This window comes from Parafilimonas terrae, from assembly GCF_900115755.1.
Lineage (GTDB): Bacteria > Bacteroidota > Bacteroidia > Chitinophagales > Chitinophagaceae > Parafilimonas > Parafilimonas terrae.
Map to the genome: position 1 here is coordinate 210,370 of NZ_FOXQ01000002.1, position 15,671 is coordinate 226,040.

Sequence of the window (15,671 nt, forward strand, 5' to 3'; positions counted from 1 at the left end):
TTTATTGTATGAAAAAAATAGCGGTGCTTATTTGCTCATTATTCATTATGCATTATTCACTATATGCACAGGATATATTTATTGCAAAAGGGCAAATTGAATTTGAAAAAAGGGTGCATTTTATTGCCAATATTGATGACATCTATAAAAAAGACGACGATAATGGCGGTGGATTTGACTTTATCAATTCGATAAAGAAACAACTGCCTGAATGGAAAACAAGTTATTTCAACTTATATTTTGATGGCAATAAAACATTGTATGAACCAGGACGTGAAGTAACAATAGCAGGCCCCAAAGGCCCTGATTGGTTTAATGATCCTGCGCAGGACAATGTGGTGTTTTGCAATCTCGGCACCAAACAAAGTATTGCCCAAAAATCAGTTTACGATGCTAAATTCCTGCTTGCAGACAGTTTAAGAAAAGCAAATTGGAAAATTACCAACGATTCAAGAGATATCGCTGGTTTTAATTGCCGCAAAGCCACTACCATTATCAACGATTCGGTTTTTGTGGTGGCATTTTATACTGACCAGATTACAACCACCGGTGGCCCTGAGTCTTTCAATGGTTTGCCCGGAATGATTTTAGGCCTTGCTATTCCCCGTTTACATACAACATGGTTTGCCACAAAAGTTGAATTGACAGCGCCTTCTGCCAGCACTTTAATACCGCCTGTGAAAGGTAAAAAAGCCACCAATGCAGACCTTAGTGTAAAACTGCAATCAGTATTTAAAGATGCATGGAATAAAAAATTTGCGCAGCATGCACAATGGATGATTGATTTGTAAGCGCATTTAAGCATACTTAATACAACGTTTGCAAATGGTTTAAATAATGTAATTATTACATTGTTACTTTGCCAAAAATTATTGCATGCGTATAGGCATAGTTTGTTATCCTACTTATGGCGGAAGCGGTGTTCTGGCTACGGAACTTGGCAAGGCATTGGCAGATAAAGGGCATCATGTTCATTTTATTACTTACCAGCAGCCTGTGCGCCTTGATGCTTTCAGCGCCAATATTTTTTATCACGAGGTAAGCGTGCCTTCCTATCCTTTGTTTGATTATCCTCCTTATGAACTTGCTTTGGCAAGCACAATGGTTGATGTTATTCTCAAGCACGATCTTCATTTACTGCATGTGCATTATGCTATTCCACATGCATCTGCAGCCTACATGGCTAAACAGATTTTATTAAAAAGAGGAAGAAATATTCCTGTAATTACTACCCTGCACGGCACCGATATAACACTCGTTGGGCGCGACAAAACATACGAGCCTGTTGTAACTTTTTCTATTAATGAGAGTGATGCCATTACAGCCGTATCGCAGAATTTAAGGGAAGAAACTTATCGGTCATTTGCTATTGAAAAAGACATACAGGTAATTGACAATTTTGTTGATAATTCCCGCTACAATAAAAAACCCATTAATGCTTTTAGAAAAGTAATTGCGCCGCATGATGAGAAAATATTGATTCATGCATCCAATTTCCGCAAGGTAAAACGGGTGAAAGATGTAATAAATATTTTTGCCAATGTGCATGAAAAACTGCCTTCAAAATTATTATTGGTTGGCGATGGCCCCGAGCGTCGCAGTACGGAAGACCTTGTGCGCAAATTAGAAGTGCAGGATGATGTGCGTTTTCTTGGTAAGCAGGAACAGATAGAAGAAATTTTACTTATTTCCGATTTGTTTTTATTGCCCAGCGAATATGAAAGTTTTGGCCTTGCTGCTATGGAAGCAATGGCGGCAAATGTGCCTGTTATCAGTTCAAATGCCGGCGGGCTGCCGGAAATAAATATCAACGGGGAAACAGGTTTTCTTGCCGATGTTGGCGATGTGCAAACGATGAGTGAAGACGCTATAAAATTGCTGAGCGATGAAGCATTGCTGCAACAATTTAAAATAAATGCAAAGGAGCAGGCCATGAAATTTGATCTGCATAACATTGTTCCCCAATACGAAAAACTATACAGCCGTTTTTGCAGGATGACTTGTGAAGCGTAAGTAAACAAAAGCTGAGCCGGCCCATATACTTCACAAATTTGTATTTTTATGCAATGGAAGTCAGGGAACCTGCAATTGCCTGTAATCAACAAAAAATTTCAATCGGGGCTTATCTTGAAATGGAAAATGCTTCGCAGGAAAAGCATGAATATTATAAGGGTGAAGTGTTTGCAATGTCCGGTGCAAAAGTGTCGCATAATATAATTGCTTCTAACTTAATGACTGAAATTGGCATAAGGCTAAAGGGGAAATCATGCCGTACGTACAACAGCGACCAGCGCATCCACATTCCTGCAAATACATTATTTACCTATCCTGATATTTCAATTGTTTGCGGTGAAATAATAACCCTGAATAATGATGAATACAATGTTTTGAATCCCGTTGTTATTATTGAAGTGCTTTCAAAATCTATAAAGAATTATGACCGCGGCGAAAAATTTAAACTATACCGCGATATAGCTGCGCTAAAAGAATATATTTTAGTTGATTCGGAAAGCATGCACATCGAAGTGTTCCGTCTTAACGAAAAAGACCACTGGGAACTTGAAGAGTATAATGAGGCTAATAGCATGCTTGAAATAAAAACAATCAATGAGCAAATACTTATAAGCAGTATATATGCTGATGTGAAATTTGAAAACCGGTAAGGTTAAACTGCACCGCGTTTCGTCATGCTATTGTCATGTTTGTTAGCGATGACTTAAATCATTCTTTCCTCCAATCATTTTTTTGAACTTTGCATGCTTTATGGCTGAAGAAACAGTAAACAAAACAGCAACAAAAGAATTTCGCCAGCAATGGATTGAATTTATTTACAATCTCCAGGATGATATATGCACAGCGCTTGAATCTGTTGATGATAAATCAAAATTTGCAGAAGATGCATGGCAGCGTGCAGAAGGAAAAGGCGGTGGCGGGCTGACGAAAGTTATTCAAAACGGGCAGGTATTTGAGAAAGGCGGCGTAAATACTTCTGTAGTGTACGGGCATTTAACCGAACGTATGTGCAAGGTTTTACAAATACCTTTCCCCGGCAACGATGCCACCTGGTTTGCTGCCGGTATAAGTTCTGTAATACATCCTTTCAACCCTTTTGTGCCAACAGTGCATTTTAATTACCGCATGTTTGAATTGTATAATCCTGATGGCTCTGTAGCAGATCGCTGGTTTGGCGGCGGCACCGATCTTACGCCATATTATTTGTTTGAAGATGATGCAAAACTCTTTCATCAAACATTTAAAAATACCTGCGATGGCTTTGATGAAAGTTTTTACCCAACATTCAAACAGCAATGCGATGATTATTTTGTAAACACACACCGCAATAATGAACGCAGGGGTATTGGCGGTATTTTTTATGATCATCAAAGATGTGATGAAAAGCACGATGAAGTGTTTTGGCTTGATTTTGCAAAAGCCTGCGGTTATGCGTTTATGGATGCATATATTCCTGTTGCGGAAAAAAGAAAAAACACTTCGTTCAATGATGACCATAAACATTGGCAGGAGATAAGAAGGGGCCGTTATGTTGAATTCAATTTAATTCATGACCGCGGAACTATTTTTGGCTTAAAAACGCATGGCCGTACAGAAAGCATATTAATGAGTTTGCCCGCTACGGTGCGTTTTGAATATAATTATCAGCCTGACCCCGGCTCAGAAGAAGAAAGGCTTTTGAACATATGTTTACAGCCTAAAGAATGGGTATAATTTTTTAACTACGAAGACACAAAGGCACTAAGAAAGCACGAAACCTTTATAAAACTTCGGGTCTTGGCGACTTTGTGGTTTAAATTTTTAGAAATGTTTTTACAAAGAAGAAACAGAATTTTAAGAGCAAACGCTTCTATAAGAAGTTTGGTTGCAGAAACAGTTTTAACGCCCAACGATTTTATTGTGCCTTTATTTATAGATGAAGGTGAAAACGTGAAAACAGAAATTGTATCAATGCCTGGCTATTATAGAATGAGCATTGATAACACAATTAAAGAAGTTAAGGAATTATACAATCTTGGTATAAAAAGCGTGTTGTTATTTGTTAAATGTAAAGATGAATTGAAGGATAATACCGGCAAGGAAGCGTGGAATAAAGACGGGCTGATGCAGCGTAGCATTAAAGCCATAAAAAATGCTGTGCCTGAAATGTATGTAATGACGGATGTGGCACTTGACCCTTACTCTGAATATGGCCACGATGGCATTGTAAAAGATGGAGAAATTGTAAATGATGAAACGGTTGAAGCACTGGTAAAAATGAGCGTTTCTCATGCAGAGGCTGGTGTGGATATGGTGGCGCCAAGCGATATGATGGATGGCCGCATTGCTGCTATACGTGAAGCATTGGAAGAAAATAATTTTACCAAAGTTGGCATTATGGCATATAGTGCAAAATATGCTTCCTGCTTTTATGGGCCTTTTCGCAATGCGCTGGATTCTGCGCCGGGTTTTGGTGATAAGAAAACTTATCAAATGAATTATGCCAACCGCATAGAAGCGGTTAAAGAGGCTTTGACAGATGAAGAAGAAGGCGCCGACATCGTAATGGTAAAGCCGGGTTTACCTTATCTTGATATTGTGCGTGAAGTAAAGAATGCAGTGCAGGTTCCGGTGAGTGTTTATAACATCAGCGGCGAATATGCAATGATTAAAGCAGCCGCAAAAATGGGATGGATTGATGAAAACAAAGCCATACTTGAAACGCTTACTTCCATCAAACGCGCCGGCGCCGATTTGATAGCTACTTACTTTGCAAAAGATGCGGCAGGTATTTTAAATGGATGATCATAGTGAATGAAAAATAAATACGATTTGAACTAATGAATAAACTGATATGAAGATTACTAACAGTGAAGAATTGTTTTCCCGTGCGCAACGTTCTATTCCCGGCGGTGTAAACTCACCTGTACGTGCTTTTAAAAGCGTGGGCGGAACACCTTTATTTATAAAGAAAGCAAAGGGCGCTTATTTATATGATGCTGATGATAACCGGTATATAGATTATATTAATTCCTGGGGCCCGATGATTATGGGCCATGCATTTGAACCCGTTGTGGAAGCTATACAAAAGAAAGCGGCAGATTCCACTTCGTTTGGCGCGCCTACCGAACTTGAAATTGAAATGGCTGAACTTATAAAAAGCATGGCGCCGAATGTTGACCTTATAAGAATGGTAAGCAGCGGCACAGAAGCCTGCATGAGTGCTATCAGGTTAGCGCGTGGTTATACAGGCAGGAATAAGATAATAAAGTTTGAAGGCTGTTATCATGGCCATGCAGATAGTTTTTTGGTGAAAGCAGGCAGCGGCGTTGCCACATTTAATATACAAACGGTACCGGGTGTAACAGCAGGCGTTGCAGCAGATACTTTAACCGCGCCATATAATGACATCGAAGCTGTTGAACAACTCATAGCTGAATATAAAAATCAGATTGCTGCAATTATTATAGAGCCTGTTGCAGGTAACATGGGCTGTATTTTGCCTGCTGAAAATTTTTTGGAGCAACTGCGGAAAATATGCACGAAGGAAGATATTATTTTCATCTTCGATGAAGTAATGACAGGCTTTCGCCTTGCACCGGGGGGTGCGCAGGAGCGGTTAAAGATTGATGCAGATTTGGTTACTTATGGAAAAGTAATTGGCGCCGGCATGCCGGTGGGTGCTTTTGGTGGCAAGCTTGATATAATGAAACAAATAGCGCCGCTGGGCAATGTTTACCAGGCGGGCACATTAAGCGGCAATCCCATTGCAATGATTGCGGGTTATATACTGCTCAGTCATTTGAATAGCAATATATCTGTCTATAAAGAGCTTGATGAGAAAGGCGATTATTTAAGGAAAGGATTATTTAATGTGTTTGATAAAGCAAATATCCCGGTAGCCATTAACCAGATCGGTTCAATGTTATCAGTACATTTTATCAATAAACCGGTAAATAATTTCGCTGATTCATCAGCGGCAAATATTGCGCTGTTCAATAAATTTTTTCATGCTATGTTAGATGAAGGCGTTTACCTGCCGCCATCAGCATTTGAAAGCTGGTTTATGAGCAATGCTTTGAGTTATGCTGACCTGGATAATACAATAAGCGCAGCGGAAAATGCCATTAAAAGTATTAAGTGAGAATAACCACGCTCATACTAAAAAAGTATATCATTCAATTTTATCTCAATTTAAATTAAGCGCTTTATAAAAATATAATAAACAGTTATTGCATTCACAAAGCCCGTATGCTTCCGCATACGGGCTTTGTGCTTATTAGTTAGCCACAGATGTACAGATTGTATAAGGGCTTTAATGCGCATCTGTGTATCTGTGGCGGATAAATATCTTAATACGATTCTGAAATTTTGTAATAGAACATTTTTAATTTTTGTGTTGTTCAACATTGATTGCTGCCTATTGAATATTTACACCAGTTGTTTAAGTGAAACATATAGATGCTTAATTTGCAAAGTCTGAAGTATGTATTAATTTCCTGCACATGAAAAAAATATTATTAAGCGTATTTATCATTATTGCCTGCCAAACTTTTGCACAGCAACAGTATGAAACCATTAAAGCCATTCATTATTATAGCGATGCCATTAGCACAAAAGACACGTATATAGATTCACAATGCGTGCTCGATTTATATTATCCAAAAGACGTAAAAAATTTTGCAACCATTATCTGGTTTCATGGCGGCGGTTTGGCAGCCGGCCATCGCGAAATACCACAGCAGCTTATGAATAAAGGCTTTGCAGTAGTGGGCGTTGGTTACCGTTTTTCACCGCGTGTAAAAGCCCCTGCTTATATTGAAGATGCGGCGGCAGCAACCGCGTGGGTCTTCAAACATATACAGGAATATGGCGGCAGCAATAAACTCATATTGCTTTCCGGTCATTCTGCCGGCGCTTATCTTGATATGATGATAACGCTTGATAAACATTACCTCGAAAAATATAATATTGATGCCAATACTGTTGCAGGATTAATTCCTCTCAGCGGTCAGTGCATTACACACTTTACCGTGCGGCAGGAGCGGGGCATGGAAGCAACAAAAGTTGTGGTAGATTCATTGGCACCTTTATATTTTGTGCGTAAAGATGCACCGCCTATGTTATTAATTACCGGTGACAGGGAACTTGAACTTTATGGCCGTTACGAAGAAAATGCTTACATAAAAAGAATGATGATGCTTACCGGTAATACCACTACCACTTTATATGAACTGCAGGGCTACGATCATGGCGGTATGCCTGCCGGTGCATTTCCATTATTGATTAAAGAAGCAAACCGGCGCATAAAAGAAATAAATGCAGCTAAATAACTTTAAACTGTTTAACGGTATCAATATGCGTTTATATAAACTATTAATTTTTGTTTTACTGATATGTGTAACATTTTTAAATAAAGCACATGCACAAACAGAAGTGGAAACATGGGGCAATTTAAAAGGCATGCGCATACAGGGGCAATTGATAAATTTTGAATCGGCGGTTGAAGTAATTAACAGCGATTGGTCAAAAGTAAATGCAACCGCAAAAGAAAGACAACATCCAAAATTTGACAGGCAGAATAATAAGCAAATTATCACTACGCAGCTCGATAGTTTTTATATTGCTGAACAGTTTGAAGATATAAGTGAAGGCGTTTGCAAAGCAACCATTCAGTTCACATCAAAAAAAGATACAGCGCTTGCAGGTTTATATTTTCATTTGAAATTCCCGCTGAAAGATTATGCAAAAAATAATTTACAATTCATTGGATCAAAACCAGGGGTTAAAAATGGTGAAACCATAGCTTCCGGTGTTAAGGTTATTTCACCTGAAAAGCAGGCCGGGCTTGATTTTGAAAGGCCGGTAACAATTAAAAGTATAGAACGCAAAAAGTTTCTTCACGTCTATATTCCTATTCAAACGGGCAGCTTTACAAACGGGCAAACAGGTGAGATTTCGTTTACAATAAAAGCATCCGGAACAATTGATAAAGCGCCGGTAACTGTTACAATCGATCCCTCAAAACAAGGCCGCATCTTCGCAGGGTTTGGTGGCAACTTTCGTTTACAAAATCCAAAAAACGATCCACAGGTTATTGACTATTGTTTAAGCAATATGCGTGTTGCTTACGGTCGCGTAGAGATGCCCTGGCGTTTGTGGCAACCGGATGAAGACAGCAACCCGGTTGATTCGGCCAAAACGGGCAAACTTAATCCGCATGTAAAAGAAAGTATGGAGATGGCGCAGCGGTTAGGTAAACTGAATATTCCTGTTATCCTTTCTGCATGGTTCCCGCCACAATGGGCTGTAACCGGAAAGCTTCAACTAAGAAAACAACCTGATGAAGAATGGGGTAACCCGCTTGATCAAAACAAAGCGCAACAGATATATAAATCAATTGCAGATTATGTTCAGTATCTAAAAGATGCTTACGGTGTTGAAGTAAAATTGTTTTCGTTTAATGAATCCGACCTGGGCATTAATGTGCGGCAAACAGGCGAAGAGCATGCAAAACTTATTAAGGAGTTAGGCGCTTATTTTCAATCACGTGGTTTATCAACAAAAATGTTGCTGGGCGATAATTCAGATGCTACTACTTATTCGTTTATTTACCCTGCAATGAATGATGCTGCAACGCATCAGTACATCGGCGCCATATCTTTTCATTCATGGCGCGGATGGAACGATACGACTTTACAAAAATGGGCGGATGCAGCCACCAAAATGAACCTGCCTCTATTCGTTGGCGAAGGCAGCATAGACGCAGCGGCCTGGGCTTATCCAAAAATATTTGAAGAACAAACTTATGCGCTGGAAGAAATTAATTTATATGTGCGGCTGCTGAACATTTGCCAGCCGTTAAGCATTTTACAATGGCAGCTAACATCAGATTATTCGCCATTAAAAGGTGGTGGTATTTTTGGTAACAACGATGCGTTGCAGCCAACACAACGTTTCTGGAATTTAAAACAGCTTGCTTCAGTTCCGCCAAATATTGCAGCTATCCAGGTTGCATCAAACAAAAAAGATATAACCTGTGCGGCGCAGGCAGATGCGGGTAAAAACATGTATGTTGTTCATCTTGTAAATAACAATGCAGCGAGAATGGTAACTATAAAGGGCTTCCCGGCTTCCGTAAAAAAGCTATCTGTTTATATTACAAATAAAACAAAGGATATGCAGGAAGAAAAACCTGTTGCGGTTGTAAACGGGCAGGCGACATTCCTGCTGGATGCCGTTAGTTATGCAGTTGTAAAAACCAATTAATTACCCGGCAAGTAAAGAAAGAGCTGCAAAAAGATTCAAATCATATTATCCTATAAATGCGGAACCGAGCATTGCAAATACTATTGCAAGGGCATAGAAGCATAATATTATAATTAAAAGGATGCCCCAGAATTTTAAGCACGATTTTAGGCTTTTAAATGAATCGTTGAGGCTTATCTGATCATTATTTCTTAATGCAATTTGCATTTTAGATGCAAAATTGAAAAGGTAATAACTTGGGAAAAAATAAAGCAGCGCACACAATATAAACCACATTGCAAAGAAGGTTGAGCCTATACTCCCCATTGCATTTAATTCGTTGTCGGCCTGTGCAAGCGATGCAAAAAAGGAACCCGAAAATACGCCTGTAAGCACAAGCAGCCCGCAAATAATGAAACCTATAATTGAAAGGAATTTTGCCCATTTTGCTGCTTCCGTTAAATAAGGTGTATTGCCATTATCAACCTGCAATAAAAAATTATTGTTTATAATATTTTCGTCCATAAAAGTCTGTTTTAACCAGGCATTCAAAAACTAAAAGTACAGAAACATTCATAACATTATACTTCCGCTTCTGTATTGTTATTGTCTAAAGGCATTTCTATAATAAAGGTTGAGCCTTTGCCTGGCTGCCCCACCGCGGTTATAGTGCCATTATGGTTTTCCACTATTTTTTTACATATTGCAAGCCCAATACCCGTGCCTGAATATTCGCTTTTACCATGCAGGCGCTGGAATAGTTTAAAAATATCGGCGGCATATTGCTGTTCAAAACCAATTCCATTATCCTCAACGGTAATGCGTATAAATTCCTTTTCGTCTTTATTAAAAAAATTTACTGTTTCAATTTTGATCTCAGGGTTTACATCGCTGTGGCTGTATTTTATGGCGTTTTCAATGAGATTGGAAAACAGTTGATGAAATTGCAGGCGGTGCACTTTAAGCGTGGGTAATTGGTTATACACAATAACTGCCCGTTTTTCCCAGATAACTTCTGAAAGGTCTTTTTTTACATCCTGTATAAGTATGTTTAAGTCTGTGGGTTCAAGCACCATTTGCGCAGTACCCGCCCTTGAATAATTCAGCAGCGAATCAATGAGCGTTTGCATCCTGTTTACCGATAAAATTATCCTGTCAAAATAATTAGCCGCTTCGGGTGAAAAGTTTTCTTTTTCCCTGCTTAAAATAATATTGCTGAATGTTCGTATTTTCCTTAATGGTTCCTGTAAATCATGGCTTGCCATGTAAGCAAATGAGTCAAGCTCTTTGTTTATGCGCTGCAGCTCCTCATTATGCTTTTCAATTTTTTCGGCATACTCTTTCAATGTATCTTCTGTAAATTTTCTTTCAGTTAGGTTGCGCGTAACTTTTGTAAAGCCAATAATATTGCCCTCATTATCGTGCAAGGCCGTTATTACCGTATAGCCCCAAAAAGCCGAGCCACCTTTTCGCAGCCGCCAGCCCTCATGCTGTGCCTTTCCTTTTTGGGTAGCTTCTTTAAGCAACGATTCAGGTAAGTTTTTATCTCTGTCTTCCTGCCGGTAAAACAGCCTGAAATTTTTGCCGATAATTTCCTGCGCCGTATAGCCTTTTATTTTTTGCGCCCCTTTATTCCAGTTTTGAATAAAACCTTCTTTATCGAGCAGGATGATAGCGTAATCTTCTATCTCATTTATCATGAACTGGTACTGCCACTCTGTATGTTTTATTACTTCGTTTGCTTGTTTAAGCTGAAAATGAAGTGTATGATTATTCGGGCTGGTGGGGGAAGGTTTTATTAATTCGAAAAAGGTCTTGATAAACTTTGTTTCAATTTCAGTGATAAACAGGTCTGCTTCGGTTAAAATATTCCTGGTTAACACCGCATCTTTTGTGAAACCACTGATAAATTGACGGAAGGCATTACGTTGTATAAAGCTTAACAGGCTGATGTCTTCTATTGAAATTTGTTTTGAAATGAAAGAAAATGATTGCTGGTCAAGCCATTTTTTTATATATAGTTCTATGTAGCGGCTTGTTGTATTTTCAATACAGGCGTTTAATAGCTCATCCGTATTTTTCAATAAAATTGAGGTTAGTTCGTCTTCGTTTATATCCAGGTGGTTTAACAGCGGCAGCTTTGTTTCCCTTGCAACATCCAACTGTGCTATAGTAAAGGCTTCCGCCTGGTTTTCCAAAAGATATTTGGCATATTGAGGAAGATATTTGAAGCCTGAATTTGTATCGTGTGCAAATAAGTTATTTATTTCTGATGACGTTTTTCTTGAAGCCATATTATATACTCCTTCAACAGGAATATGCAATTTACATATTTGAATTAAAGTAGTGAATTATCAATGTAGTTATAGCTATTGCTTACCTATTAGCCTTTGGTTTGGCTGATGTAATTATTTACAACGGTTGCTGGAATAATGGATCGGCATTTAATTGCTTATTTTTTAAAACTGGTCCAGCCTTATGCCGAGCCCCGGCTCATCAGCAACCGTAACAATACCATTGTTGTAGGTTAAACCTGTGGCAATATCTTCTTTTAATAACAGCGGGCCATCCATATCAACATAATCCAGTTGTGGCAGGAATTGTGCGATGGCTGCAGAACCAACCGTGCATTCATTCATGCTGCCCATCATTATCTTCAGGTTAAGTTGCCTTGCTTTTTCAATCATGCGCAATGCAGGTGTAATGCCGCTGCATTTTACCAGCTTTATATTGATGCCATGAAAATGTCCCACACATTTTTCAACATCATTTTCAAATACACAACTTTCATCGGCCAGCAATGGGAGAGGGGATTGTTCGTACAAAATCTTCATATCATCCCACGCCTCTTTTGCCAGTGGTTGTTCAACCAGTTCAACACCCAATTCTTTTAATACAGGGATTTTTTCAAGCGCTTCGTTTAATTGCCAGCCTGCGTTGGCATCCACACGAAATGCGGCATCGGTATGTTTGCGTAAGGCTTCTATTGTTGCAATATCATTATCAGTGCCCACTTTTATTTTATACACCGGCCAGGGCTTGCGCTGCATCTTTTCAATCATCTTATCGATGGAATCAATGCCTAATGTATAATCGCAAACAGGGATATTTTCCCATGTTGTGTTCCATAGTTTGTATAAAGGCTGGTTGCGCATTTTGCCAAACAAATCCCAGGTAGCCATATCCAAAGCGCAAACCAAAAAGGGGTTATTGGGAATAAGATGATGCAGGTAATGCCAGTAACGGTCGGGCGTGGTGAAAGCAAACTTTTCGATCATCGGTTTTTTCTTCTCAATGTCTTCTATCATTTGCTCAACTGTAATGTTATAATACGTAATGGCAGGCGCTTCGCCATAACCAATAAGGTTGCCTAATTGCAAAGCAACAATTAAAGATGGCTGGTGCGTTTTTGTTCTTCCGCCGGAAATTGTAAATGGATATTCAAACGGCAGTTCTGTTTTTTTATAATGAAGTTTCAAACTGTAATAGAATTATGTAAAGTGAAATTATATTTTTTAATAATCATGATGAAGATGTTTGCGAATTGAGCAGGGATTTGTATCGTCATGTCGGGGAAACGAGACATCTCCTGAAATTCAGACTGGTTGAAAGTTAAGAGATTTATCTCTTTCATATTTATCTTTTAGGCCTCGATGATTGCTTCGCAATTCTCCTATCGTCGAAATGACGTTCAAAGATGTTTATATTTTGCAATAAGTTTTCAATTTTATAGCATAACGCCTCACATATGTTTATCCAGAACTCACATTAAATTAAGAACATATTCAATATTCCCCGCCTGACCGAATCAGTCGGGCAGGAACAAAACAATACGCTATCTTCAATTGTAAAACCACTGTTAATTCAGCATTGAATATTGATTATTGTATATTTCAAAAATTAAACCTTAAGTAAACGGCACTTACTTAATATGGAGTATTAAATCAACATGCTCTCATCCATCGCCAATGCTGCAATATAGCCGCCCGTCCATGCATTTTGAAAATTGAAACCGCCTGTTATGGCATCAATGTTTAATACTTCGCCTGCAAAATAAACGCTTGGTAAAACTTTACTGCGCATGGTTTTAAAATCAATTTCTTTTAAATCAATACCGCCTGCTGTAACAAATTCTTCTTTAAAAGTGCTTTTACCTTTTATATTAAAACTGCATTGGCAAAGTTGCTGCGCCAGTTGCTGTAACTGCGTTTTGGAAACATCGGCCCATCTTGTTTGTTTATTGATGGATGCTGCCTGCACCAGGCTTTCCCATAAACGGTTAGGAATTGTAAAAGGTGATTTAACTATAATAATCCTCTGCGCCTGTTGCTCTTTCAGCGATTTTAATTTTTGAAGAATTGATTCAGCATCTTCATCATGCAGCCAGTTTACAATTAATGTGAACGCATAATTCATATCATGTAAAATACGGGCGCCCCATGCAGAGAGTTTTAAAACAGCCGGGCCGCTCATGCCCCAGTGCGTAATTAATAAAGGGCCTGATGAACGCAACCTGGTATCTTTTATATGTACAGATACATTTGTTGCAACGCCGGGTAAATGAATGATGCGCTCATCTTTGCAATTAAAAGTAAACAATGATGGCACCGGCGGAACAATTGTATGCCCGAGTTGCTGCAACAACTTCCACATAGCAGGGCTGCTGCCGGTTGCAATACAAATTTCTTTTGCCGCAAAGATATGTTGCGTTGTTTGCAGTTGCCATTTATCAGCATTGTGCTGAATTGATAACACATTTTCGCCGGTGAATAATTGTATGCGCAATGATTGTTGCAGGCGGATAAAACAATCAATAACAGCCTGCGAGGTATTGGCCTGCGGGAACATGCGGCCATCATCTTCTTTCTTTATCAATACGCCATGCCGCTGAAACCAGGTAACCGTATCTGCTGTCGCAAATGTGTGAAATGGCCCGCGTAATTCTTTATTACCCCGCGGATAGTAGCCCGTGAGTTCATTTGCATCAAAACAGGCATGCGTAACATTGCAGCGGCCACCACCGGAAATGCGCACTTTGGAAAGCACTTCCTTACCTCTTTCAAGTATGGCAATTTTAAGCGAAGCATTTTTTTCAGCAAGATTAATAGCTGTAAAAAAACCTGCTGCGCCGCCGCCAATAATAATTACATCAAACTGCTGCATAGCTGCGAAGATATGTTTGCGGATACAGTTTACATGCATAATAAAAGCAGGCGTTAATGCCTGCTTTTATTGTTTACAATTATGAAAATAAAAACAAATTTACGATTGCATTTCTTTATGGTATTCTTTATCGTAAGCTTTAATAATGGCTTTTACAAGGCGGTGGCGTACCACGTCTTCTTCATCCAGTTCAATATGTGCAATGCCATTTATATTTTGAAGAATGCGTATGGCTTTATCCAAACCGCTGCGCTGGTTTTTAGGAAGGTCAACCTGGGTGGGATCGCCTGTTATAATAGCTTTTGCATTGGCGCCAATACGTGTTAAAAACATCTTAAGCTGAAGATCGTTTGCGTTCTGCGCCTCATCCAGAATAATAAAAGCATTATCGAGCGTACGGCCACGCATATACGCCAGCGGCGCAATTTCAATAGTGCGTGTGCTCATGTAATAACCTAATTTATCAGCAGGAATCATGTCATCCAGCGCATCGTATAAAGGCCGCAGGTAAGGATCGATTTTTTCTTTTAAATCGCCGGGTAAAAAGCCAAGGCTTTCACCAGCTTCCACTGCCGGCCTTGTTAAAATAATTTTTTTGACGAGCTTGTTTTTTAATGCCCTTACAGCAATGGCAACTGCCGTATAGGTTTTACCGGTACCGGCCGGGCCAATAGCAAATACTATATCATTTGAATCGGCGGCCTGCACCATTCTTTTTTGATTGGCTGTTCTTGCGCGAACAGTTTTTCCATTAGGCCCAAAAACAAGAATATCATTCGGGTTTTTGTCAACAAAATTGTCAATGGTTTCTGCATCATCACCGCCAAGAATCTGTTCAAAATAATTTTCACTTAAATCGCCGTTACGTTCCATGTATTGCACGATAAGATCAATTTTTTCCTTGGCTGATTCTACCTGTTCCGGTGCGCCGCTTAGCTTTAACTGGGTACCTCTTGAAAGTATTTTTAAGAGCGGGAATTTTTTTCGCAGAATATCAAGTTTCCTGTTGTTTACGCCGAAAAATTCTATTGGATTTAATGTGTCGAGGTTAATAATTGTTTCTGTCAAAGGTGTTAAGTTTTTTGTGATTGAATATTATTGGATAATCGCCTTTACCAATCCTTCTCAAATGTATTTGGAAAGAAGAAAAAACCTGTTTTTGTTGTTCACACTATGTTAATTAGTATGCTTATAAAATTAATAATAAAAGTGAAAAGGTTATCTTAAATAAAGATGAACAAATCGTGAATTTGTATATAGGATTTAAC

13 protein-coding genes are annotated in these 15,671 nt (G+C 39.0%); 8 read left to right on the top strand and 5 right to left on the bottom strand.

Annotation, left to right across the window (positions count from 1 at the left end):
• Nucleotides 1-8: 8 nt before the first annotated feature.
• The 8 genes from BM015_RS05670 (at nucleotide 9) to BM015_RS05710 (ending at nucleotide 9,261) form a co-directional block, all read left to right on the top strand.
• Nucleotides 9-791, top strand: coding sequence for a GLPGLI family protein (locus BM015_RS05670; RefSeq protein ID WP_090655773.1), 783 nt, complete (start codon nucleotides 9-11; stop codon nucleotides 789-791).
• 85 nt (nucleotides 792-876) lie between these two features.
• Nucleotides 877-2,013 (top strand): N-acetyl-alpha-D-glucosaminyl L-malate synthase BshA, encoded by a 1,137-nt coding sequence (gene bshA / locus BM015_RS05675; RefSeq protein ID WP_090655776.1) that lies wholly within the window; start codon nucleotides 877-879, stop codon nucleotides 2,011-2,013.
• Between the two features lie 53 nt (nucleotides 2,014-2,066).
• Nucleotides 2,067-2,663 carry a Uma2 family endonuclease gene (locus BM015_RS05680; RefSeq protein WP_090655779.1) on the top strand — a complete coding sequence of 199 codons (597 nt, stop codon included), beginning with the start codon at nucleotides 2,067-2,069 and terminating at the stop codon, nucleotides 2,661-2,663.
• 100 nt (nucleotides 2,664-2,763) lie between these two features.
• Entirely contained in the window at nucleotides 2,764-3,726 is a 963-nt protein-coding gene (hemF, locus tag BM015_RS05685) for an oxygen-dependent coproporphyrinogen oxidase (protein WP_090655782.1), read from the top strand.
• 93 nt (nucleotides 3,727-3,819) lie between these two features.
• Nucleotides 3,820-4,797, top strand: a complete 978-nt coding sequence (hemB, locus tag BM015_RS05690; RefSeq protein ID WP_090656168.1) for a porphobilinogen synthase — start codon at nucleotides 3,820-3,822, stop codon at nucleotides 4,795-4,797.
• Nucleotides 4,798-4,846: 49 nt separating this feature from the next.
• Nucleotides 4,847-6,136 carry a glutamate-1-semialdehyde 2,1-aminomutase gene (gene hemL, locus BM015_RS05695; RefSeq protein ID WP_090655785.1) on the top strand — a complete coding sequence of 430 codons (1,290 nt, stop codon included), beginning with the start codon at nucleotides 4,847-4,849 and terminating at the stop codon, nucleotides 6,134-6,136.
• 361 nt (nucleotides 6,137-6,497) lie between these two features.
• Nucleotides 6,498-7,325: an alpha/beta hydrolase gene (locus BM015_RS05705; protein ID WP_090655791.1), complete on the top strand. Its 828-nt coding sequence runs from the start codon at nucleotides 6,498-6,500 to the stop codon at nucleotides 7,323-7,325.
• Nucleotides 7,312-9,261 carry a glycoside hydrolase gene (locus BM015_RS05710; RefSeq protein WP_090655793.1) on the top strand — a complete coding sequence of 650 codons (1,950 nt, stop codon included), beginning with the start codon at nucleotides 7,312-7,314 and terminating at the stop codon, nucleotides 9,259-9,261. Before BM015_RS05705 ends, BM015_RS05710 begins: the two co-directional genes overlap by 14 nt.
• A gap of 45 nt (nucleotides 9,262-9,306) precedes the next feature.
• Here the strand turns inward: BM015_RS05710 and BM015_RS05715 are convergent, their stop codons facing one another.
• The 5 genes from BM015_RS05715 to BM015_RS05735 all read right to left on the bottom strand — a co-directional run bounded on the left by BM015_RS05715 (nucleotide 9,307) and on the right by BM015_RS05735 (nucleotide 15,471).
• The gene (locus BM015_RS05715; RefSeq protein ID WP_090655796.1) at nucleotides 9,307-9,765 is read right to left on the bottom strand and encodes a DUF5362 family protein; all 459 of its coding nucleotides are present in this window, start codon (nucleotides 9,763-9,765) and stop codon (nucleotides 9,307-9,309) included.
• Nucleotides 9,766-9,821: 56 nt separating this feature from the next.
• Nucleotides 9,822-11,534, bottom strand: coding sequence for a sensor histidine kinase (locus tag BM015_RS05720; protein ID WP_090655799.1), 1,713 nt, complete (start codon nucleotides 11,532-11,534; stop codon nucleotides 9,822-9,824).
• 165 nt (nucleotides 11,535-11,699) lie between these two features.
• Nucleotides 11,700-12,719: a dipeptide epimerase gene (locus BM015_RS05725; RefSeq protein ID WP_090655801.1), complete on the bottom strand. Its 1,020-nt coding sequence runs from the start codon at nucleotides 12,717-12,719 to the stop codon at nucleotides 11,700-11,702.
• Nucleotides 12,720-13,179: 460 nt separating this feature from the next.
• Nucleotides 13,180-14,403: a BaiN/RdsA family NAD(P)/FAD-dependent oxidoreductase gene (locus BM015_RS05730; RefSeq protein WP_090656173.1), complete on the bottom strand. Its 1,224-nt coding sequence runs from the start codon at nucleotides 14,401-14,403 to the stop codon at nucleotides 13,180-13,182.
• A gap of 99 nt (nucleotides 14,404-14,502) precedes the next feature.
• On the bottom strand, nucleotides 14,503-15,471 hold the full coding sequence (locus tag BM015_RS05735; RefSeq protein WP_090655804.1) for a PhoH family protein: 969 nt from the start codon (nucleotides 15,469-15,471) through the stop codon (nucleotides 14,503-14,505).
• Between the last annotated feature and the right edge of the window lie 200 nt (nucleotides 15,472-15,671).